General features: G+C 63.7%; 18 protein-coding genes. 13 read left to right on the forward strand and 5 right to left on the reverse strand.

Going from position 1 to position 18,952, the window contains the following annotated elements; translation table 11 throughout:
* Positions 1 to 202 precede the first annotated feature (202 nt).
* From Q3C01_RS09740 to Q3C01_RS09760, 5 genes are all read left to right on the forward strand, one after another.
* Positions 203 to 958 carry an ABC transporter ATP-binding protein gene (locus Q3C01_RS09740; RefSeq protein WP_183239622.1) on the forward strand — a complete coding sequence of 252 codons (756 nt, stop codon included), beginning with the start codon at positions 203 to 205 and terminating at the stop codon, positions 956 to 958.
* On the forward strand, positions 951 to 1,700 hold the full coding sequence (locus tag Q3C01_RS09745) for an ABC transporter ATP-binding protein (protein ID WP_458145101.1): 750 nt from the start codon (positions 951 to 953) through the stop codon (positions 1,698 to 1,700). The genes Q3C01_RS09740 and Q3C01_RS09745 overlap by 8 nt, the downstream gene beginning before the upstream one ends.
* A gap of 34 nt (positions 1,701 to 1,734) precedes the next feature.
* Entirely contained in the window at positions 1,735 to 2,958 is a 1,224-nt protein-coding gene (locus tag Q3C01_RS09750; RefSeq protein ID WP_458145102.1) for an ABC transporter substrate-binding protein, read from the forward strand.
* A 73-nt stretch (positions 2,959 to 3,031) separates the two neighbouring features.
* Positions 3,032 to 3,901, forward strand: a complete 870-nt coding sequence (locus Q3C01_RS09755; RefSeq protein ID WP_254094789.1) for a branched-chain amino acid ABC transporter permease — start codon at positions 3,032 to 3,034, stop codon at positions 3,899 to 3,901.
* Position 3,902: 1 nt separating this feature from the next.
* Positions 3,903 to 4,871, forward strand: coding sequence for a branched-chain amino acid ABC transporter permease (locus Q3C01_RS09760; protein WP_458145103.1), 969 nt, complete (start codon positions 3,903 to 3,905; stop codon positions 4,869 to 4,871).
* A gap of 39 nt (positions 4,872 to 4,910) precedes the next feature.
* Here Q3C01_RS09760 and sugE read toward each other — a convergent pair whose 3' ends face one another.
* The gene (gene sugE, locus Q3C01_RS09765) at positions 4,911 to 5,225 is read right to left on the reverse strand and encodes a quaternary ammonium compound efflux SMR transporter SugE (RefSeq protein WP_458145104.1); all 315 of its coding nucleotides are present in this window, start codon (positions 5,223 to 5,225) and stop codon (positions 4,911 to 4,913) included.
* Between the two features lie 155 nt (positions 5,226 to 5,380).
* Between sugE and Q3C01_RS09770 the strand changes: the two genes are divergently transcribed.
* From Q3C01_RS09770 to Q3C01_RS09805, 8 genes are all read left to right on the forward strand, one after another.
* Entirely contained in the window at positions 5,381 to 7,000 is a 1,620-nt protein-coding gene (locus Q3C01_RS09770) for a peptide chain release factor 3 (protein WP_458145105.1), read from the forward strand.
* 153 nt (positions 7,001 to 7,153) lie between these two features.
* On the forward strand, positions 7,154 to 7,720 hold the full coding sequence (locus Q3C01_RS09775; RefSeq protein ID WP_458145106.1) for a hypothetical protein: 567 nt from the start codon (positions 7,154 to 7,156) through the stop codon (positions 7,718 to 7,720).
* A 77-nt stretch (positions 7,721 to 7,797) separates the two neighbouring features.
* Positions 7,798 to 8,382 (forward strand): NnrU family protein, encoded by a 585-nt coding sequence (locus tag Q3C01_RS09780; protein ID WP_458145107.1) that lies wholly within the window; start codon positions 7,798 to 7,800, stop codon positions 8,380 to 8,382.
* Positions 8,383 to 8,589: 207 nt separating this feature from the next.
* Entirely contained in the window at positions 8,590 to 10,176 is a 1,587-nt protein-coding gene (locus Q3C01_RS09785; protein ID WP_458145108.1) for a class I adenylate-forming enzyme family protein, read from the forward strand.
* A gap of 170 nt (positions 10,177 to 10,346) precedes the next feature.
* Positions 10,347 to 11,000: a tetratricopeptide repeat protein gene (locus Q3C01_RS09790; RefSeq protein WP_458145109.1), complete on the forward strand. Its 654-nt coding sequence runs from the start codon at positions 10,347 to 10,349 to the stop codon at positions 10,998 to 11,000.
* A gap of 30 nt (positions 11,001 to 11,030) precedes the next feature.
* The gene (locus tag Q3C01_RS09795; RefSeq protein ID WP_458145110.1) at positions 11,031 to 11,594 is read left to right on the forward strand and encodes a hypothetical protein; all 564 of its coding nucleotides are present in this window, start codon (positions 11,031 to 11,033) and stop codon (positions 11,592 to 11,594) included.
* Positions 11,595 to 11,644: 50 nt separating this feature from the next.
* Positions 11,645 to 13,027: a ribosome biogenesis GTPase Der gene (der, locus tag Q3C01_RS09800; protein WP_458145111.1), complete on the forward strand. Its 1,383-nt coding sequence runs from the start codon at positions 11,645 to 11,647 to the stop codon at positions 13,025 to 13,027.
* Complete coding sequence (locus Q3C01_RS09805) at positions 13,024 to 14,298, forward strand: TCR/Tet family MFS transporter (RefSeq protein WP_458145112.1); 1,275 nt, start codon at positions 13,024 to 13,026, stop codon at positions 14,296 to 14,298. Before der ends, Q3C01_RS09805 begins: the two co-directional genes overlap by 4 nt.
* 65 nt (positions 14,299 to 14,363) lie before the next feature.
* Here the strand turns inward: Q3C01_RS09805 and Q3C01_RS09810 are convergent, their stop codons facing one another.
* From Q3C01_RS09810 to Q3C01_RS09825, 4 genes are all read right to left on the reverse strand, one after another.
* Positions 14,364 to 15,590, reverse strand: coding sequence for an ABC transporter substrate-binding protein (locus Q3C01_RS09810; protein ID WP_458145113.1), 1,227 nt, complete (start codon positions 15,588 to 15,590; stop codon positions 14,364 to 14,366).
* A gap of 224 nt (positions 15,591 to 15,814) precedes the next feature.
* Positions 15,815 to 16,555 carry an SDR family NAD(P)-dependent oxidoreductase gene (locus Q3C01_RS09815; protein WP_458145114.1) on the reverse strand — a complete coding sequence of 247 codons (741 nt, stop codon included), beginning with the start codon at positions 16,553 to 16,555 and terminating at the stop codon, positions 15,815 to 15,817.
* Between the two features lie 159 nt (positions 16,556 to 16,714).
* Positions 16,715 to 18,226 carry an amidophosphoribosyltransferase gene (purF, locus tag Q3C01_RS09820; RefSeq protein ID WP_458145137.1) on the reverse strand — a complete coding sequence of 504 codons (1,512 nt, stop codon included), beginning with the start codon at positions 18,224 to 18,226 and terminating at the stop codon, positions 16,715 to 16,717.
* 31 nt (positions 18,227 to 18,257) lie between these two features.
* Complete coding sequence (locus Q3C01_RS09825; RefSeq protein ID WP_458145115.1) at positions 18,258 to 18,887, reverse strand: CvpA family protein; 630 nt, start codon at positions 18,885 to 18,887, stop codon at positions 18,258 to 18,260.
* Positions 18,888 to 18,952: the final 65 nt, after the last annotated feature.

An 18,952-nucleotide genomic window follows, 5' to 3' on the forward strand; every position in this document is an offset into this window, starting at 1 on the left:
CAATGCCTTCGACTAAGGGAGCATCCATCCCGTAGTCGGCAATGTGACCGGCTCAGCTTTCCGCCTTGCCTAACCCCCGTCACCTCCGGCATATTCCGCCGCCGGAGGCGGCGTTCCGGGAAGGCTCCAAGGCCTTCGGAGCCGATAGCAATAAGCAAAGCTACGCGCGGCCAGCGCGTCGCGCGGGCAGGGGGAAATTTGTTTGGCCGATGAGTTCATTCTCGAAACGGAAGGGCTGACCAAGGAGTTCGCGGGATTCTTCGCCGTCCGCGATGTCGCCCTCAAGGTCCGCCGTGGGAGCATTCACGCCTTGATCGGTCCGAACGGGGCCGGGAAGACGACGTGCTTCAATCTCCTGACCAAGTTCCTCAGGCCCTCTGCCGGAAAAATCCTCTACAAAGGGCAGGACATCACCGCGATGGCGCCGGCCGACGTCGCGCGCATGGGATTGGTACGCTCGTTCCAGATATCGGCGGTATTTCCGCATCTCACCGCGCTGGAGAACGTCCGGGTCGCGTTGCAGCGTCAGCATGGCAGCTCGTTCGACTTCTGGCGCTCCAAGTCGGTGCTCAACCGCTTCAACGATCGCGCGCGCGAGCTGTTGAACGATGTCGGCCTCAGCGAGTTTGCGAACACGCCTGCGGTCGAGATGCCCTATGGGCGCAAGCGCGCACTCGAGATCGCAACGACGCTCGCGCTCGACCCCGAGATGATGCTGCTGGACGAGCCGATGGCCGGTATGGGCCACGAGGACATCGACAAGATCGCGGCGCTGATCAAGCGCATCTCCGCGAAATACACCATCCTGATGGTCGAGCATAATTTGAGCGTCGTGGCCAACCTTTCCGACATCATTACGGTGTTGACGCGCGGGCAGGTCCTTGCGCAGGGCCATTATAGCGAGCTCACCAAGGACGAGCGGGTCAAGGAAGCCTATCTGGGAGCCGGTCATGCCTGACACTGCGATCGCCGAGGCACCGGCAAAGGCCGCAACGACCGGCGGTAACATCCTCCAGGTTCGCAATCTAGAGGCGTGGTATGGCGAGTCCCACATCCTGCACGGGATCAATTTCGACGTGAACGCGGGTGAGGTCGTGACGCTGCTTGGGCGCAACGGCGCCGGCAAGACGACCACGCTGAAGTCGATCATGGGGGTCATCGCCAAGCGCACCGGCTCGGTGCGGTTCAACAATCAGGAGATCATCCGCGTAACCTCGGACAAGATCGCGCGCATGGGGATTGCCTTCTGCCCAGAGGAGCGCGGCATCTTCGCAAGCCTCGACGTGCGGGAAAACCTGATGCTGCCGCCGGTGGTGCGGGCAGGCGGTCTTCCGCTCGATCAGATTTTCGAGCTGTTTCCGAATCTGAAGGAACGCCTCTCGAGCCAGGGCACCAAGCTCTCCGGCGGCGAGCAGCAGATGCTGGCGATTGCGCGCATCCTGCGCACCGGCGCGAGCTTCCTGATGCTGGACGAGCCAACGGAAGGCCTCGCGCCGGTCATCATCCAGCAGATCGGCCACACCATTGCGCGGCTGAAGAAGGAGGGTTTTACCATCCTGCTCGTCGAGCAGAACTTCCGCTTCGCCTCGACCGTCGCCGACCGCTATTATGTCGTCGAGCACGGCAAGATCATTGACGGATTCTCCAATGCGGAGCTTGCCGCCAATATGGACAAGCTCCACGCCTATCTCGGCGTCTAGAACTGCCAACGAGAAACTTCAAAAAGGAAAGTGCATGAAGACAAGGTCGATTGCGTCATTTCTGCTCGGCACCGCGCTGTCACTCACCGCAGTGGGCGCGGCTTGCGCACAGGACAAGACCGTCAAGATCGGCGCGCTGTCCGATCAGTCCGGTCTCTACGCCGATCTCGGCGGCCCCGGCTCGACGCTGGCGGCGCAGATGGCGGTCGAGGATTCCGGCCTAGCCGCCAAGGGCTGGAAGATCGACATCATCTCCGGCGACCATCAGAACAAGCCGGACATCGGTACCGCCATCGCGCGGCAATGGTTCGACGTCGACAAGGTCGATGTCATCGTCGACGTGCCGAATTCCGGCGTGGCGCTTGCCGTCAACAACGTCATCAAGGAGAAGAACGGCGTCTACATCAATTCGGGCGCCGCGACTTCCGATCTCACCAACGCGCAGTGCTCGCCCAATACCGTGCACTGGACCTACGACACTTACATGCTTGCCCACACCACGGGCCAAGCGCTGGTGAAGGCCGGCGGCGACACCTGGTTCTTCCTGACCGCCGACTACGCCTTCGGTGCGGCGCTCGAGCGCGACACTACGGCGGTGGTGCTGGCCAATGGTGGCAAGGTCGTCGGTGGCGTCAAGCATCCGCTCAACACGCCGGACTTCTCCTCCTTCCTGCTACAGGCGCAGTCGTCCAAGGCCAAGGTCATCGGCCTTGCCAATGCGGGCGGCGATACTACCAACTCGATCAAGCAGGCGGCCGAGTTCGGCATCACCAAGGGCGGCCAGAAGCTCGCGGCGCTGCTTCTGTTCCTCACCGACGTCAAGGCGATCGGGCTCGAGACCGCGCAGGGCCTCAACTTCACCGAGACCTTCTACTGGGACATGAACGACCAGACCCGCGCCTTCTCGAAGCGCTTCGCCGCGAAGATGAAGAATGGTGCACCGCCGACCATGGTGCAGGCCGGCGTCTATTCGGGCCTGCGTCATTACTTCAAGGCGCTGGAAGCGCTCGGCGGCAATCCGCACGACGGCGTCAAGGTCGTCGAGAAGATGAAGTCGATGCCGACCGAGGACGACCTGTTCGGCAAGGGCGAGATCCAGCCGAACGGCCGTACCATCCACAACGCCTATCTGTTCGAGGTGAAGAAGCCCTCCGAATCCAAGGCGCCGTGGGACTTCTACAAGCTGGTCGGTACGGTGCCGGGCGATCAGGCCTTCACGCCGTTGTCCGAAAGCAAGTGCGCGCTGTTGAAGAAGTAAGCGGCAATAACGGTTCGCCGGCCGACGCCGGCGAACCACGTGAGGAACGCTGAAGGGACTGGGTGCGGGATCGATGCAGGCTCTCTATGCACAGCTACTGGTGGGACTGATCAACGGCTCGTTCTACGCGCTGCTCAGTCTCGGGCTTGCCGTGATCTTCGGCATGCTGAACATCATCAATTTCGCCCATGGCGCGCTCTACATGATGGGCGCGTTCGTCGCATATTTTCTGCTCAACAACGATTACCTCAGTATCGGCTACTGGCCGGCGTTGATCATCGCGCCGATCGTGGTCGGCATCTTCGGCATGATCCTGGAGCGGACCATGCTGCAATGGCTGACCGGGCTCGACCACCTCTATGGCCTGTTGTTGACGTTCGGTATGGCCCTGATCATCCAGGGCGTGTTCCAGAACTATTTCGGCTCGTCCGGTCTGCCCTATGCCATTCCCGACCAGCTCAAGGGCGGCATGAATCTCGGATTCATGTTCTTACCCGTCTACCGCGGCTGGGTGGTCGTCTTCTCGCTGGTGGTGTGCCTCGCGACCTGGTTCCTGATCGAGAAGACCCAGCTCGGCGCGTACTTGCGTGCCGCGACCGAAAACCCGACGCTGGTGCGCGCCTTCGGCATCAACGTGCCGCGCATGATCACGCTGACTTACGGTCTCGGCGTCGGTCTTGCCGCACTCGCCGGCGTGCTCTCCGCGCCGATCAACCAGGTGCGGCCGCTAATGGGTGCCGACCTCATCATCGTGGTGTTTGCGGTGGTGGTGATCGGCGGCATGGGGTCGATCATGGGCTCGATCATCACCGGCTTCGCGCTCGGGGTGATCGAAGGCCTGACCAAGTATTTTTACCCCGAGGCCTCCAACACCGTCGTGTTCGTGCTGATGGTGCTGGTGCTGCTCGTGAAACCGACGGGACTGACGGGAAGGGCGGCCTGATATGACAGCCTTGACGGACGATACCCTGCCGATGACGGCGCGCGCGATGCGCGACGAGATGATCGTGTTCGTATTCATGGCGCTGGCCCTGGCTGCCGTGCCGTTCACCGGCATCTATCCGTTCTTCGTGATGCAGGCGCTGTGCTTCGCGCTGCTCGCCTGCGCCTTCAACCTGCTGATCGGCTATGGCGGTCTCTTGTCGTTCGGCCACGCGATGTTTCTCGGCACCGCCGGCTACTGCAGCGCGCATGCGCTGAAGGTGTGGGCCCTGCCGCCAGAGCTCGGCATACTCGCCGGCGTTGCCGCGGCCTTCGTGCTCTCGATCGTAACCGGCTACATCTCGATCCGCCGGCAGGGCATCTACTTCTCGATGATCACGCTGGCGCTGTCGCAGCTCCTCTATTTCATTTATCTGCAGGCGCCGTTTACGCATGGCGAAGACGGCATTCAGGGCATTCCGCAGGGCCATCTGTTCGGGATCTTCGATCTCTCCAAGCCAACTGTGCTCTATTACGTCGTGCTGGTAGGCTTCCTTGCCGGCTTCCTGCTGATCTACCGCATCATCAACTCGCCATTCGGCGAGGTCTTGAAATCAATCCGCGAGAATGAGCAGCGCGCGATCTCGCTCGGCTACCGCACCGATCAGTACAAGCTGCTGGCCTTCATTCTCTCGGGCACGCTGGCGGGCTTTGCGGGCTCACTGAAGGTGTTCGTGGCGCAGAACGCCTCGCTCACGGACGTGCACTGGTCGATGTCGGGTGAAGTCGTGCTGATGACGCTGGTCGGCGGTCTCGGGACCATTTTCGGGCCCGTGGTGGGCGCCTTCGTGATCATCGCCATGCAACAGTACCTGGCGAGCTACGGCCAGTGGGTGACGGTGATTCAAGGCGCGATCTTCGTGATCTGCGTGCTCACCTTCCGCCGCGGCGTCGTCGGCGAAATCGCGCATTACTTCCGGAGATCGCTTTAAGCGGTTGACTTAACGGTCATTTCCAAATGGGCAGCTCCATTACGTCACGAGCTTCAACCCGACGATGCCGCCGACGATCAGCCCAATGCTGGCGAGGCGCAGTGCCGTGGCCGGCTCGCCGAACAGGATGATCCCCAGCGTGGCGGTACCGACCGCGCCGATCCCGGTCCAGACCGCATAAGCGGTTCCAATCGGCAGCCACTTCAGTGCCAATCCGAGCAGGATGACGCTGCCAGCCATGGCGGCGAGCGTGAGCACGGATGGAACGAGCCGCGAGAAACCATCGGTGTATTTGAGGCCGATCGCCCAGCCGACCTCCAAAAGACCGGCGACAAACAGGATAGTCCAGGCCATGACGCCCCTCCGTTCAAGGCAGGGTCGTCCCCGCGACCGATGTGCTGATTAGAGGAAGGTCGTCCTTCCCACGGGGATATGGGGCTGGCCTTGGCGCCCCGCAATCACCAAATGATCCTTGATTAGCCCCGTTTTCCCTGCCAAACGCTCCCGCCATGTCCGACATCGCCATCACAGCCGAATCGCCGGCCCGTTCCCCGCTTGCTGCCGAAGTGGCGCGGCGGCGTACCTTTGCGATCATCTCCCACCCGGACGCCGGCAAGACCACGCTGACTGAAAAGCTGCTGCTGTTCGGCGGCGCCATCAATCTTGCAGGCCAGGTCAAGGCCAAGGGCGAGCGGCGTAACACGCGCTCGGACTGGATGAAGATCGAGCGCGAGCGCGGCATCTCCGTCGTTACCTCGGTGATGACCTTCGAGTTCGAGGGCCTGGTGTTCAACCTCCTGGACACGCCCGGCCATGAGGACTTTTCGGAAGATACCTATCGCACGCTGACGGCGGTCGACTCCGCCGTAATGGTGATCGACGCAGCAAAAGGCATAGAGGCGCGCACGCGAAAACTGTTCGAGGTCTGTCGCCTGCGCGACATCCCCATCATCACCTTCATCAACAAGATGGACCGCGAGAGCCGCGACGTTTTCGAGCTCCTGGACGAGATCGAAAAGACGCTGGCGCTCGATACCACGCCGATGACCTGGCCGGTCGGTCGCGGCCGCGACTTCCTCGGCACCTATGACGTCGTCAATGGCGGCCTGCGTCTGCTCGAAGGCGGTGGCGCCAAGACTGGTGCCGCCCAGCAGATCGAGATCGCCGAGCTGGCCAAGCTCAATGCCAATCTCGACGCCGCCGCCGTCAAGGACGAGCTCGAGCTCGTCACCGAGGCGTCCAAGCCATTCGATCTGGGGGCGTTTCGCGAAGGCCATCTGACACCGGTTTATTTCGGCAGCGCGCTGCGCAATTTCGGCGTCGGCGACCTCCTGGAAGGCCTTGGCAAATTCGCGCCCGAGCCGCGCGCGCAGGAGAGCGACCAGCGCAAGGTCGAAGCAACCGACCCACGCATGAGCGCCTTCGTGTTCAAGATCCAGGCGAACATGGATCCGAACCATCGCGACCGCATTGCCTTCGCGCGGCTGTGCTCGGGCAAGCTCAGCCGCGGCATGAAGGCCAAGCTCGTGCGCACCGGCAAGAGCATGCCGCTGTCGAGCCCGCAATTCTTCTTCGCGCAGGACCGCTCGGTCGCCGATGAAGCCTTCGCCGGTGACGTCGTCGGCATTCCCAATCACGGCACCTTGCGCATTGGTGACACGCTGACGGAAGGCGAGGATTTCACCTTCGTTGGCGTGCCGAGTTTTGCTCCGGAAATCGTCCGCCGCGTGCGGCTTACCGACGCGATGAAGGCGAAGAAGCTTAAGGAAGCGCTGCAGCAGATGTCCGAAGAGGGCGTGGTGCAGGTGTTCCGCCCGCGCGACGGCGCGCCAGCGCTGGTGGGCGTCGTCGGCGCGCTGCAGCTCGACGTGCTGAAGGCGCGGCTCGAGGCGGAATATTCGTTGCCGGTCGAGTTCGAGGTGAGCGAGTTCCAGCTTGCGCGCTGGGTCTCCTCGGATGACCGCAAGAAACTCGACACGTTTGTCGCCGCGAACACCTCCAGCATCGCCGACGACGTCGACGGCGACCCCGTGTATCTGGCCAAGAATGAGTTCTATCTCGGCTATACCAGGGAGCGCGCCGAGGGGATCGAATTCGCCAACGTCAAGGACGTGAAGAAGAAGGGGTAGGGCGCGGAGCCCTCTCTCTCTGCTGGAGCTTCAGCAAGGGCGGCAGGCCGCGCGACGACCACGAACTGAACGCGCGCATGTGAACGCCGGCGGGCTTGACGGGTCGACGGCCGGTGCCACGTTTGAAGCATGTGGCTTTGCGGTCTGGCGGTCATGTGGCGCTGCATCCTTGTTCTGCTCTTGGCGACGGTAACGTCGGTCTCTGCCGATGCGCGGTACCGACACTTCCATTCGATTCCGTACTTCTACCAGCCCTACGAGCCTTGCGGCGGACCATTTCAGGGGCCCTGCATCACCGAGATACCCTTTCCATTCGGCGAGACACTCCAGGTCACTGTCGAGACAGTTCCATCGCAAGCCGACAGCGCGAAGTACCAGAAGCCGGATCACGACCTCGACACGATCAGCGACCTGATGGCCCAGTTGCGCTCATGCTGGTCGCCTCCCTCGGTCGATCTTGCGCGGGAGGGCATGCAAATGTCGGTGCGTTTCAGTCTCAACAGGTCGGGCAGCTTGATCGGCCCGCCGCGCCTGACATTTGCGACGGCAGGCGCGTCGGCGGACACACGAACCACGTACCTGGATGCGATCAACGCGTCGCTGAATGCCTGCCTGCCGCTGAAGCTCACCGACGGTTTTGCCGGGGCGTTGGCGGGACGGCCGATCGCGATCCGCTACGTCGACAATCGCGAGCTGAACAAGCCCGGGACGCAGCAGTGATCCGCGAATGACGCATTGCGGGCGGCAGGCGTGAAGTGATACCCGATAGAGGGGGCGCTAATTGAGGGGACGACGTCATGGGTCTGCTGGTGATGATCCTGGGGCTTGCTTTGTTTTTCGCGGCCCACATCTTTACGACCAAGCGCGAGGCGCGCGCACAGGCGATCGCGCGGCTCGGCGAGGGCACCTACAAGATCCTCTATTCGGTGGTTTCGCTGGCCGGCCTTGCGATGATCGTGTGGGGTTTTGCCCAGTATCGTGCAACTGGCTGGATCGACGTCTGGTACCCGCCGAAGGCGATGAAGCATATCACCGTCGCCCTGATGCTGCCGGCGGTGATCCTGGTGGTGGCGTCCTACATCCGCGGCCGCATCTATGCGACGCTGAAGCATCCAATGCTGGCCGGCATCAAGCTGTGGGCGGCGGCGCATCTCTTGGCCAATGGCGATCTCGGCTCCATCATCCTGTTCGGCTCGTTCCTCGGTTGGGCGGTGTATGACCGGATCTCGCTGAAGCATCGCAAGGATGCTGGCGGCCCGCCGATTCCGGTCGGCGGCGTCACCAACGATCTGATCGCCGTCGCCGTCGGCGTCGTCGCTTATCTGGCGCTCGCCTTTGCCTTCCATCCCGTCGTGATCGGCGTTCCGGTGATGGGAGGTTAGAGCATGTTCCGGAAAAGTGTGAAGCGGTTTCTCCTCGCGACAAACGCAGAATGTGTTTGCGCGGAGATCATGCTCAAACAATAACCTAACGCGCGATGACGATTCATCCCAATCTCATCGCGCTTTAGCGACAGCCGATCAGCGCAAGACAAGACCGGCTGTCCATGCAGGGAAGGTGATGACAAAAAACAAGCCGGGAGCATCCCGATGGACTGGTCGCAATCTCAGCTTCCCCCGATGCGGCTCGAGGCGCGCTTCGCCGACCGCATGGTGAGCGCATTTTGTGAGCGGCCGAAAAGCATCTGGGCGATGATCGCGGAAGCAGCCGACCGCAATCCCGATGGTGAGGCGCTGATGTGCGGCAGCATCCGGCTGACCTGGCGGCAGGCCGTCGAGCAGTCGGCGCGGATCGCTGCCGGACTTCGCACGCTCGGTCTGCAACGCGGCGATCGCGTCGCGCTCCTGCTGGGCAACCGCATCGCATTTCCGCTGATCCTGTTTGCCGCCGCGCATGAGGGCCTCGTCACCGTGCTGCTGAGCACGCGCCAGCAGAAACCCGAGATCGCCTATGTGCTGGCCGACTGCGGCGCCAAGGTCCTGATGCACGAGGCGGCGCTTGCCGACCGTCTTCCGGAGCCGCGCGATGTCCCCGATGTCGTGCATCGTATCGCGGTCGACGATGACATGCGTTTGTCCGAGCTCAGCGATCACGCGCCTGCAGATGCGCCGGCTGATGTCGGCGAAGAGGATACCGCGATGATCCTCTACACCTCCGGCACCACGGGAAAGCCGAAGGGGGCGATGCTCGCCCATTGCAACATTATCCACTCCTCGATGGTCTTCGCGACTTGCCTGAAGCTCACGGCGGCGGATCGTTCGATCGCGGCGGTGCCGCTCGGTCACGTCACCGGCATCGTCGCCAACATCACGACGATGATCCGCTGCGCCGGCACGCTGATCATCATGCCGGAGTTCAGGGCGGCCGACTATCTCAAGCTCGCCGCGCGGGAGCGCGTCACCTACACGGTGATGGTGCCGGCGATGTATAATCTCTGTCTGCTCCAGCCGGACTTCGACAGTTATGATCTCTCGAGCTGGCGCATCGGTGGCTTTGGCGGCGCGCCGATGCCGATTGCGACCATCGAGAAGCTGGACGAAAAAATTCCCGGCCTGAAGCTGATGAACTGTTATGGGGCGACCGAGACAACGTCGCCGTCGACGATCATGCCGGGAGAGCTTACCGCACGCCACATCGACAGCGTCGGCTTGCCCTGTCCCGGCGCGCGGATCGTCGCGGTCGATACAGAGGGGCGCGAGTTGCCGCGTGGCGCGATCGGCGAGCTCTGGATCGGAAGCGCGTCCGTGATCAAGGGCTACTGGAATAATCCGAAGGCGACCGCCGAGAGCTTTACCGGCGGCTTCTGGCACTCCGGCGATCTCGGCTCGGTCGATGCCGAAGGCTTCGTCCGCGTCTTCGACCGCCAGAAGGACATGATCAACCGCGGCGGCCTGAAGATCTACTCCGCCGAGGTGGAATCCGTGCTGGCCGGACATCCGGCCGTGGTTGAGAGCGCGATCATCGCAAAACAGTGTCCGGTGCTCGGCGAGCGCGTCCATGCCGTGGTCGTCATGCGCGAGGCGGTTGCAGGCGAGACGCTGCGTGCCTGGTGCGCCGAGCGGCTCTCCGACTACAAGGTGCCAGAGACGATTTTCCTCACCGTCGACCCGCTGCCGCGCAACGCCAATGGCAAGGTGCTCAAGCGGCAGTTGCGAGAGACGCTGGCCGGATCATGAACTCCGGCCGGAACCCGGTAGGGGCGGCTGCGGAGGGTTAACGCCTTGATCCGGCTCGCTTTGCCTTGCCACCGCCATATCGATAGCGTATCGCAGCCGCGACGCGGGGACGGGATTCCTGACGCGAACGCTAAGGCGCGCGCTCCCGACCGGGCATGGGATTAGCATAAGTGTCTGAATTATTTGACGAAGTCGACGAGGAAGTACGTCGTGAACAGCTCAAGAAGCTGTGGGACAAGTATTCGATCTATTTTATCGCCCTGATGGTCCTGATCGTGGCCGCCGTCGGTGGGTGGCGCGGTTATCAGTACCTGGAGGCCAAGAAGGCCGCGGAGGCCGGCGCCGCCTTCGAGAAGGCAGTGGAACTGTCCGAGCAGAACAAGCATGCCGAGGCCGAGGCGGCCTTCACCGAGCTCGCCGCCAAGGCACCCGGAGGCTATCGCACCTTGGCGCGCTTGCGCGCCGCTGCCGAGGCTGCTGCACGCGACCCCAAGGCTGCCGTCAAGATGTATGACGATATCGCGGCCGACAGCAGCGCTGGTGCCGAGCAGCAGGCGCTCGCAAAACTCCGCGCCGCAGGGCTTCTGATCGATACGGCGCCCTATGCCGACATCCAGCAGCGGCTGGAGGCATCCGCCGAGGCCGGCTCTACCTTCCGCCATAGCGCACGTGAAATGCTGGCCCTGTCGGCCTGGCGTAATGGCGATGCGGCCGCCGCACGCAAATGGCTGGATGCGATTGCCGAAGATGGTGAAACCCCGCAGGGCCTGCGCTCTCGTGCCGAGGCCTTGCAGGCTCTGCTGCCGCCGGTCGCCAAGAGCTGACGGACCGAGAACAGTTGGACGAGACCTGAGATGCGCCGTACGCAACGTTTGATCGCAGCTGCCGTTCTGATCGCCTTCTCGGGCCTCCTTGGCGGCTGCTCGAGCGGCGGATTCGATCCGAGCGACCTTATGGACTGGCTCGACACCAAGAAGAAGCTGCCGGGCGATCGCAAGCCGGTCTTCCCCGAGGGCGTGCCGGGCCTGGAGCAGGGCGTGCCGAAAGATCTCTACAAGGGCGCTCAGCAGCAGCAGGACCAGCAGAATGCGGACGCCGCGGCTGCTGCTGCCGCACCGCCGCCCGAGCCGCCGAAATCCGCCAAGGCCGCGAAGTCGAAGAAGACCAAGCAACCGGCGGCAGCCGCCGCTGCGCCGGCCGAGGCGCCGGCTGGCGAAGTCGACGGCGAGGCCCAGCCCGAAGCGGCGCCGGCCCCCGCGGCACCGCCGCCGAAGCAGAAGATCGTCCGCAAGCGCACCACCGCGCCGCCGCCGGATCAGGATCAGACCAGCCAGCCCGCGCAATCGACCCAGACCACGCAGCAGCAGTCGCAGGGAGCTTTCCCGGCGCCGATGCCGAGCGGCAGCTTCACGCGCTGATATTTTTCACTGCATTGACAGGCGCAGCCTCGGCAGCGCACGAATGACCAATGTCTTTTACGATTGCCATCATCGGCCGGCCCAATGTCGGAAAGTCGACCCTGTTCAACCGCCTGGTGGGACAGAAGCTCGCGCTCGTCGATGACCTCCCCGGGGTGACCCGTGACCGCCGCGAGGGCGATGCAAAGCTCGGCGATCTCGCATTCACCATCATCGACACGGCCGGTCTCGACGAAGGCGCCAAGGGTTCGCTGACCGCGCGGATGCAGGAGCAGACCGAGACCGCGATCGCGCAAGCCGACGCACTGTTCTTCGTCATCGACGCCCGCGTCGGCCTCACGCCGACCGATCGCGCCTTCGCCGATTTTGCGCGCCGCGCCAACAAGCCGGTGCTGCTCGTTGCCAATAAGAGCGAGGGCAAGCACGGCGATGCCGGCGCGATGGAATCCTTTGCGTTGGGGCTCGGCGATCCCATCCAGATTTCCGCCGAGCATGGCGAGGGCATGGGCGAGCTCTACGATGCCTTGAGCAGGCTCCTGCCCGAGCCGCTCGATGAGGATGAGGTCGAGGACGAGGAGGAGCTGTCCGAGGAGGAGGCCGCCAGGCGCCCGATCCGGGTTGCGATCGTCGGCCGCCCCAATGCCGGCAAGTCGACGCTGATCAACCATCTGCTCGGCGAGGAGCGCCTCTTGACCAGCCCGGAGGCGGGCACCACGCGCGACTCGATCGCGGTCGAGATCAACTGGAAGGGGCGCAATTTCCGCGTCTTCGATACCGCGGGCCTGCGCCGCCGCTCGCGCATCGAGGAGAAGCTGGAAAAGCTCTCGGTCGCCGATGCCTTGCGCGCCGTGCGCTTTGCCGAAGTCGTCGTGCTGATGATGGACGCGCAGCACCATTTCGAGGAGCAGGATCTGCGCATCGCCGACCTGATCGAGCGCGAGGGCCGCGCCGTCGTGCTGGCGGTCAACAAATGGGACCTGATGGAAAGCAGGGGCGGCGGCGCGATCTCCAATCTGCGCCGCGATGCCGATCACTGGCTGCCGCAGGTCAAAGGCGTGCCGATCGTCGCCGTCTCCGGCCTGATGGGGGAAGGCATCGACCGCCTGATGCAGGCGATCCAGGACGCCTATGCGGTCTGGAACAGGCGCGTGCCGACATCGGCATTGAACCGGTGGTTCGAGCAGGCCATCCAGGCCAACCCGCCGCCGGCGGTTTCGGGGCGCAGGCTGAAGCTCAACTACATCACCCAAACCAAGGCGCGCCCGCCGAGCTTCGTGTTGTTCTGCTCGCGCGCCGACGCCGTTCCGCAGGCCTATTTGCGCTACCTCACCAACTCCATGCGCGACGCCTTCGAGCTGCCGGGCACGCCGGTGCGGATCACGTTGCGCGAGAAGGCCAACCCGTTTGCGCACAAGCGCAAGCGGCTGTCGTGAGCGGCAAGGCGGGTGAGACGATAAGCTCGGATGCTGCGCCGATCCGGCGCGGTGCGGTCGCCTTTATCTTCGTCACCATTCTGCTCGACATGCTCGCGCTTGGTGTGATCATGCCGATCCTGCCAAAGCTCATCGAGAGTTTCGTCGGCAACGACACCGCGCACGCGGCCCGCATCTTCGGCCTATTCGGCACCGCATGGGCGCTGATGCAGTTCGTGTTCTCGCCGGTGCTGGGTGCGCTGTCCGATCGCTTCGGCCGGCGGCCGGTGGTGCTTTTGTCGAACTTCGGCCTCGCCGCCGACTACGTGCTTATGGCGCTGGCGCCGTCCCTGATCTGGCTGTTCATTGGGCGCATCATCTCAGGCATCACGTCGGCGAGCATCTCGACCGCCTTTGCCTATATCGCCGACCTGACACCGCCGGAGCGCCGCGCCGCGGTCTTCGGCAGGATCGGTGCGGCATTCGGTGCGGGGTTCATCTTTGGCCCGGCGCTGGGCGGGCTGCTCGGCGATATCGATCCGCGGCTGCCATTCTGGGCTGCGGCGGTATTGAGCTTTGCCAATGCGATCTATGGTCTTCTAATCCTGCCGGAATCGCTCGCGCCGGACAGACGCTCGCCGTTCCGTTGGCGCCGCGCAAATCCGCTCGGCGCGCTGCATCTGTTGCGCTCGAACGCGGTGCTCGCGGGCCTCTCCGTCGTCAATTTCATCGCGCAGGTGGCGCACGTCGTGCTACCCTCGACCTTCGTGCTCTATGCGACCTATCGTTATGGCTGGGACTCCAAGACCGTCGGGCTCACCCTCGCGATGGTCGGCATCTGCGCCATGGTGGTGCAGGGGCTCGGCGTCGGCCCAATCGTGCGTGCGCTCGGCGAGCGCAACGCGCTGCTCCTCGGCTTGAGCTGCGGCGCCATCGGCTTTCTGATCTTTGGGAGTGCACCGACCGGCCCCTTGTTCTGGCTCGGCATTCCCGTGATGTCGCTGTCGGGCGTGTCAGGCGCGGCCGCGCAATCGCTGATGACGCGGCTCGTCGCACCCGATCAGCAGGGACAATTGCAGGGTGCAACCACGAGCGTGCAGAGCGTGTCGCAGCTCGTAGGACCCTTCCTGTTCACGCTGACGTTCTCCTATTTCATCAGCGGCAGCGCGTTCTGGCATCTGCCCGGCGCGCCGTTCTTGCTTGCGGCCGTATTGATGGTCATGGCGGTGATGATCGCGATGCGAACGCTGGCTGGTGCCAAATCACAGGAAGGGCGGATTAGCGAAGCGTAATCCGCCACACGATGAGAGAAGTGGTGGGTTACGCCTTCGGCTAACCCACCCTACGATACCATCGTTTACTTCTTCACCAGCGGACACTCGCTCGCCTCGAGTGGCTTGGCGGCGTCTTCCGGTGCGATGGTGGCGACCAGCTTGTAGTAGTCCCACGGGCCCTTCGACTCTTCCGGCTTCTTCACCTCGAACAGATAGGCTGGGATGAGGCGGCGGCCGTCTGCGCGCAGCGGGCCCTTGCCGAACAGCGGATCATCCGTCGGCAGTTCCTTCATCTTGGCGACGACCTTGGCGCCGTCATGCGGGTTGCTGCCCAGCGCGTCCATCGCCTTCAGATAATGCAGGATGCCTGCATAGAGACCGGCGACCGTCATCGACGGCATCGAGCCCTTCGGCGAGACCTTCTGGAAGCGCTTCGACCATTCGCGCGTCTGGTCGTTGAGATCCCAATAGAAGGACTCGGTGAAGGTCAGCCCCTGCGCGGTCTTGAGGCCGAGCGCGTGCACGTCGTTGATGAACAGCAGCAGCGCTGCGAGCTTCTGGCCACCCGCGACGATGCCGAATTCGGACGCCTGCTTGATCGCGTTGGTGGTATCGCCGCCGGCATTGGCGAGGCCGACCACCTTGGCCTTTGAGGACTGCGCCTGCAGCAGGAAGGAGGAGAAGTCTGACGTGTTGAGCGGATGCCTGACCGCGCCAAGCACCTTGCCGCCACTGGCGGTGACGACGGCGGAGGTGTCGCGCTCCAGTGCGTGGCCGAAGGCATAGTCCGCGGTCAGGAAAAACCAGGTGTCGCCGCCGGCCTTCGTGAGTGCCTTGCCGGTGCCGTTGGCGAGCATGTAGGTGTCGTAAGTGTAGGAGATCGTGTTCGGCGTGCACGCCTTGCCGGTGAGGTCGGCGGAGGCTGCGCCCGAGTTGAGCAGAACCGAGTTCTTCTCCTTGACCAGATTGTTTACGGCCAGAGCAACGCCAGAATTGGGTACGTCCGAAACGACGTCGACCTTGTCGTTGTCGATCCACTGCCTTGCGATGTTCACGCCGACGTCGGGCTTGTTCTGGTGATCGCCGGAGACGACCTCGATGGTCCAGCCCTTGGCCCTCATGCCGGAATCCTCGACCGCCATCTTCACGGCGGCGACCGAGTTCGGTCCGCCGATGTCGGCATAGAGGCTCGACATGTCGTTCAGCACGCCGATCTTGATGGTCTTGTCTTGGGCGGAAGCCGAGGTGGCGAAGCCGAGGCCGGCACAGGTCAACAGCGCGGCGTAGCGCCACGCGCGCAAATTTTTCATTGTATTCCCTCCAACTGTTGATGCCGGGACGGCCCTCTTGATTGGGGCTTTTGACCATCGGCGCGATCGGTCACGATCTTGATGTTCCCGATAGCCTGTCCTGATGCTTGCGGCAATGCGCTAATCGTAGCGGGCCGGCCGATCGGTTAACCCGATCGTCCTTCCACTGACTTAAATTTCATCAACCGGTCGCATGGCCGCGTGGCGGCCAGCATGCACGGACTTCAGGCCGGCGGACGGAAGCTCATTAGGGTGCGCGACTTGTAGTCGTAGAATTTGCCGGTTTCCGCCCAGTCGGGCGCGCACATCGGCACGATGAACTCCGCCGCCTGCTCGGGCGTGTCGAGCGTCAAGGGATCCTCGCCCGGCATCAGCGTCGCGCGCATGCGGGTGCGGATCGGCCCAGGATTGAAGAGGTTGACGCGCAGAGTGGTGCTCGCGGTCTCCTGTGCCCAGGCGCGCGCCAGCGTTTCCAGCGCGGCCTTGGAGGCGGCGTAGGGGCCGACATAGGCGGTCGCCTTGTTGGCTGCGCCCGAGGTGATGAACACCGCGCGGCCGGCGTCCGATTGTTTCAGCAGCGGCTCCATGCAGCGGATGAGCTGGAAATTCGCCGACACGTTGGTCGCCATCACGTCGGTGAAGGTCTTCAGCTCGATATGGCCGAGCGGCGAGGAGGGGCCGAGCACGCCGGCATTGCCGACGAGAATGTCGAGCTTGCCGTGGCGCTCGTGCAGTGCGGCGCCGAGCCGCGCGATACCGTCGAAGTCGGTGAGGTTGAGCGGTACCAGCGTGGCGCTGCCGTCTGATTTCCGTATCTCGTCGTCGAGCTCTTCCAGCCCGCCCTGCGTACGCGCGACGGCGACGATGTGCGCGCCGGCTTTCGCCAGCGCGATTGCGGTGGCGTAGCCGATGCCGCGCGAGGCGCCGGTGACGAGAGCGATGCGATTGGCGAGGGGCTTTGTCATGGCGGGGTTTTACAGGCGTGGATGGCCGAGACAAGCCCCCGCTTGGTCGTCATTCCGGGGCGATGCGAAGCATCGAACCCGGAATCTCGAGGCCCCACAATGCGCAATTGCGCATTGGGGTTCGGTCCTGCGGACCGCCCCGGGATGACGGCTACGCCGTCAACTCGCTTCCGCCAGCAGCGACAATTGCCGCGGCTGCTGCTCGGTCTGGGTCTGGTCGGTGAGATGCGTCGGATAGGCGCCGGTGAAGCAGTGATCGGAGAACTTCGGATTGGCCGGGTCGCGGCCGGGCTCGCCCATCGCGCGGTACATGCCGTCGATCGACAGGAAGGCGAGCGAGTCCGCGCCGATGATCTCGCGCATCTCTTCCAGCGAATGCGTTGCGGCGAGCAGGCCGCCGCGATCGGGCAGGTCGATGCCGTAATAGTCGGGATAGAGGATCGGGGGCGATGCGAGACGGAAGTGCACTTCGGTCGCGCCCGCATCGCGCATCATGCGTACGATTTTCTTCGAGGTGGTGCCGCGCACCAGGGAGTCGTCGATCAGGATGATGCGCTTGCCTTCGATCGCGGCGCGGTTCGCCGAATGCTTCATGCGCACGCCGGATTCGCGGATCGCCTGCGTCGGCTGGATGAAGGTGCGGCCGACATAGTGGTTGCGGATGATGCCCAGCTCGAACGGCACGCCGGAGAACTGGCTGTAGCCGACTGCAGCGGGCACGCCGGAATCCGGCACCGGCACCACCACGTCGACCGGCACATGGCTCTCCCTGGCGAGTTGCGCGCCAAAGGCCTTGCGAACCTCGTAGACCGAGCGGCCGTGGACGATGGAATCCGGACGCGAGAAATAGATGTATTCGAAGATGCAGGGGCGCGGCGCCATCGGCGGGAACGGCTTGTGGACGTCCTGGCCGTTCTCGTCGAACACGATGACTTCGCCGGGCTCGATGTCGCGCACGAAGCGCGCACCGATGATGTCGAGCGCGCAGGTCTCCGACGTCAGGATCGGGCAGCCGTCGAGCTCGCCGAGCACGAGGGGGCGGATGCCGCGTGGATCGCGCGCACCGACCAGCTTCTTGTTGGTAACCGACACCAGCGCATAGGCGCCTTCGATCTCGCGCAGCGCGTCAATGTAGCGTTCGATGAAGCGGTTGCGCTTGGAGCGCGCGACCAGGTGCAGGATCACCTCGGTGTCGGTGGTCGACTGCATCATCGCGCCGTTCCTGACGAGCTCGCGGCGCAGCGTCAGGCCATTGGTGAGGTTGCCGTTATGGGCGACCGCAAGGCCGCCGGCATTGAGCTCGGCGAACAGCGGCTGCACGTTGCGCAGGATCGTGGCGCCGGTGGTGGAGTAGCGGACATGGCCGACCGCGACACTGCCGGGCAGGCGGTCGATCACTTCGCGGCGGGAGAAGGTGTCGCCGACGAGACCGAGGCGGCGTTCGGAATGAAAGCGGGAGCCGTCGTAGGAGACGATGCCGGCGGCTTCCTGGCCGCGGTGCTGAAGGGCGTGGAGGCCGAGGGCGGTAATGGCCGCGGCGTCGGGATGGCCGTAGATGCCGAACACGCCGCATTCCTCGCGCAGCGTATCCCCCTCGAGATCGTCCTGAAGCTCGAGCCCGGCCGGGGGGAGGTCGAGATCAAGCTGGGCGTTCCAGTCGGGGTTTTGCATCTCGTCCATCGCGCCTCTCTTCGGGCTCAATTCAACGCGCCGCGGGTTTCTCGATCAGCTTTTTAAGGCTGTCGCGAGCCGGTTTACTGTAGCCGTCGCTGCCGCCCGGAGGCTGCTGCTCGGTATCAGCTTGATCATCATCTGGTTTGTTTTTCTTGAATCTCTTCAAGATGGTGTTCTCGGGGTCATCCGGCAAGAGCGACATCAGCCAATCTCCGGTTCCCTGCAAGACCACACGGGACTTCGCCCCCGTCACCCAGTCCGGGCGCTGCTTGTCCGGGACCAGCCAGGTGAAGAACAGGAAGGCGACCACGACGATCAGGAGGCCGCGGGCCAGGCCGAACAGGAAGCCCAGGGTACGGTCCAGCGCGCCGATCCGGGAATCCAGAATCATGTCGGAGATCCGGACCGTGATCACGGAGACCACAATCAGCGTGCCGACGAACACGCCAGCCACAACCACGACGCTCGCGACCGTGTCGTTGTTGAAATAGGTCTTTGCCGTCGGCAGCAGCTTCGAGAATGAATAGAGGGTCACGATTGCCGCCGCGCCCCAGGCCGCGATCGACAGGATTTCGCGCATGAAGCCACGGACCATGGCGAGCAGACCCGAGATCAACATCACGCCGAGCAGGATCAGATCAAGGAGTGTAATCGGCATCGGCTGGTCTGGTCCGCTCGTACTCTCAATGCTCAGCGAATCGATGTTTTGGCCGCCGCCCTAAG

It is taken from the genome of Bradyrhizobium sp. UFLA05-109 (assembly GCF_054185165.1).

What these genes read in the sequence shown, in the direction of transcription:
- Q3C01_RS09745 (WP_458145101.1), top strand. Translation starts at nt 951, where the DNA reads ATGCCTGACACTGCGATCGCCGAGGCACCGGCAAAGGCCGCAACGACC.
- Q3C01_RS09750 (WP_458145102.1), top strand. Translation starts at nt 1,735, where the DNA reads ATGAAGACAAGGTCGATTGCGTCATTTCTGCTCGGCACCGCGCTGTCA.
- Q3C01_RS09755 (WP_254094789.1), top strand. Translation starts at nt 3,032, where the DNA reads ATGCAGGCTCTCTATGCACAGCTACTGGTGGGACTGATCAACGGCTCG.
- Q3C01_RS09760 (WP_458145103.1), top strand. Translation starts at nt 3,903, where the DNA reads ATGACAGCCTTGACGGACGATACCCTGCCGATGACGGCGCGCGCGATG.
- sugE (WP_458145104.1), bottom strand. Translation starts at nt 5,225, where the DNA reads ATGGCCTGGACTATCCTGTTTGTCGCCGGTCTTTTGGAGGTCGGCTGG.
- Q3C01_RS09770 (WP_458145105.1), top strand. Translation starts at nt 5,381, where the DNA reads ATGTCCGACATCGCCATCACAGCCGAATCGCCGGCCCGTTCCCCGCTT.
- Q3C01_RS09775 (WP_458145106.1), top strand. Translation starts at nt 7,154, where the DNA reads ATGTGGCGCTGCATCCTTGTTCTGCTCTTGGCGACGGTAACGTCGGTC.
- Q3C01_RS09780 (WP_458145107.1), top strand. Translation starts at nt 7,798, where the DNA reads ATGGGTCTGCTGGTGATGATCCTGGGGCTTGCTTTGTTTTTCGCGGCC.
- Q3C01_RS09785 (WP_458145108.1), top strand. Translation starts at nt 8,590, where the DNA reads ATGGACTGGTCGCAATCTCAGCTTCCCCCGATGCGGCTCGAGGCGCGC.
- Q3C01_RS09795 (WP_458145110.1), top strand. Translation starts at nt 11,031, where the DNA reads ATGCGCCGTACGCAACGTTTGATCGCAGCTGCCGTTCTGATCGCCTTC.
- der (WP_458145111.1), top strand. Translation starts at nt 11,645, where the DNA reads ATGTCTTTTACGATTGCCATCATCGGCCGGCCCAATGTCGGAAAGTCG.
- Q3C01_RS09810 (WP_458145113.1), bottom strand. Translation starts at nt 15,590, where the DNA reads ATGAAAAATTTGCGCGCGTGGCGCTACGCCGCGCTGTTGACCTGTGCC.
- Q3C01_RS09815 (WP_458145114.1), bottom strand. Translation starts at nt 16,555, where the DNA reads ATGACAAAGCCCCTCGCCAATCGCATCGCTCTCGTCACCGGCGCCTCG.
- purF (WP_458145137.1), bottom strand. Translation starts at nt 18,226, where the DNA reads ATGCAAAACCCCGACTGGAACGCCCAGCTTGATCTCGACCTCCCCCCG.
- Q3C01_RS09825 (WP_458145115.1), bottom strand. Translation starts at nt 18,887, where the DNA reads ATGCCGATTACACTCCTTGATCTGATCCTGCTCGGCGTGATGTTGATC.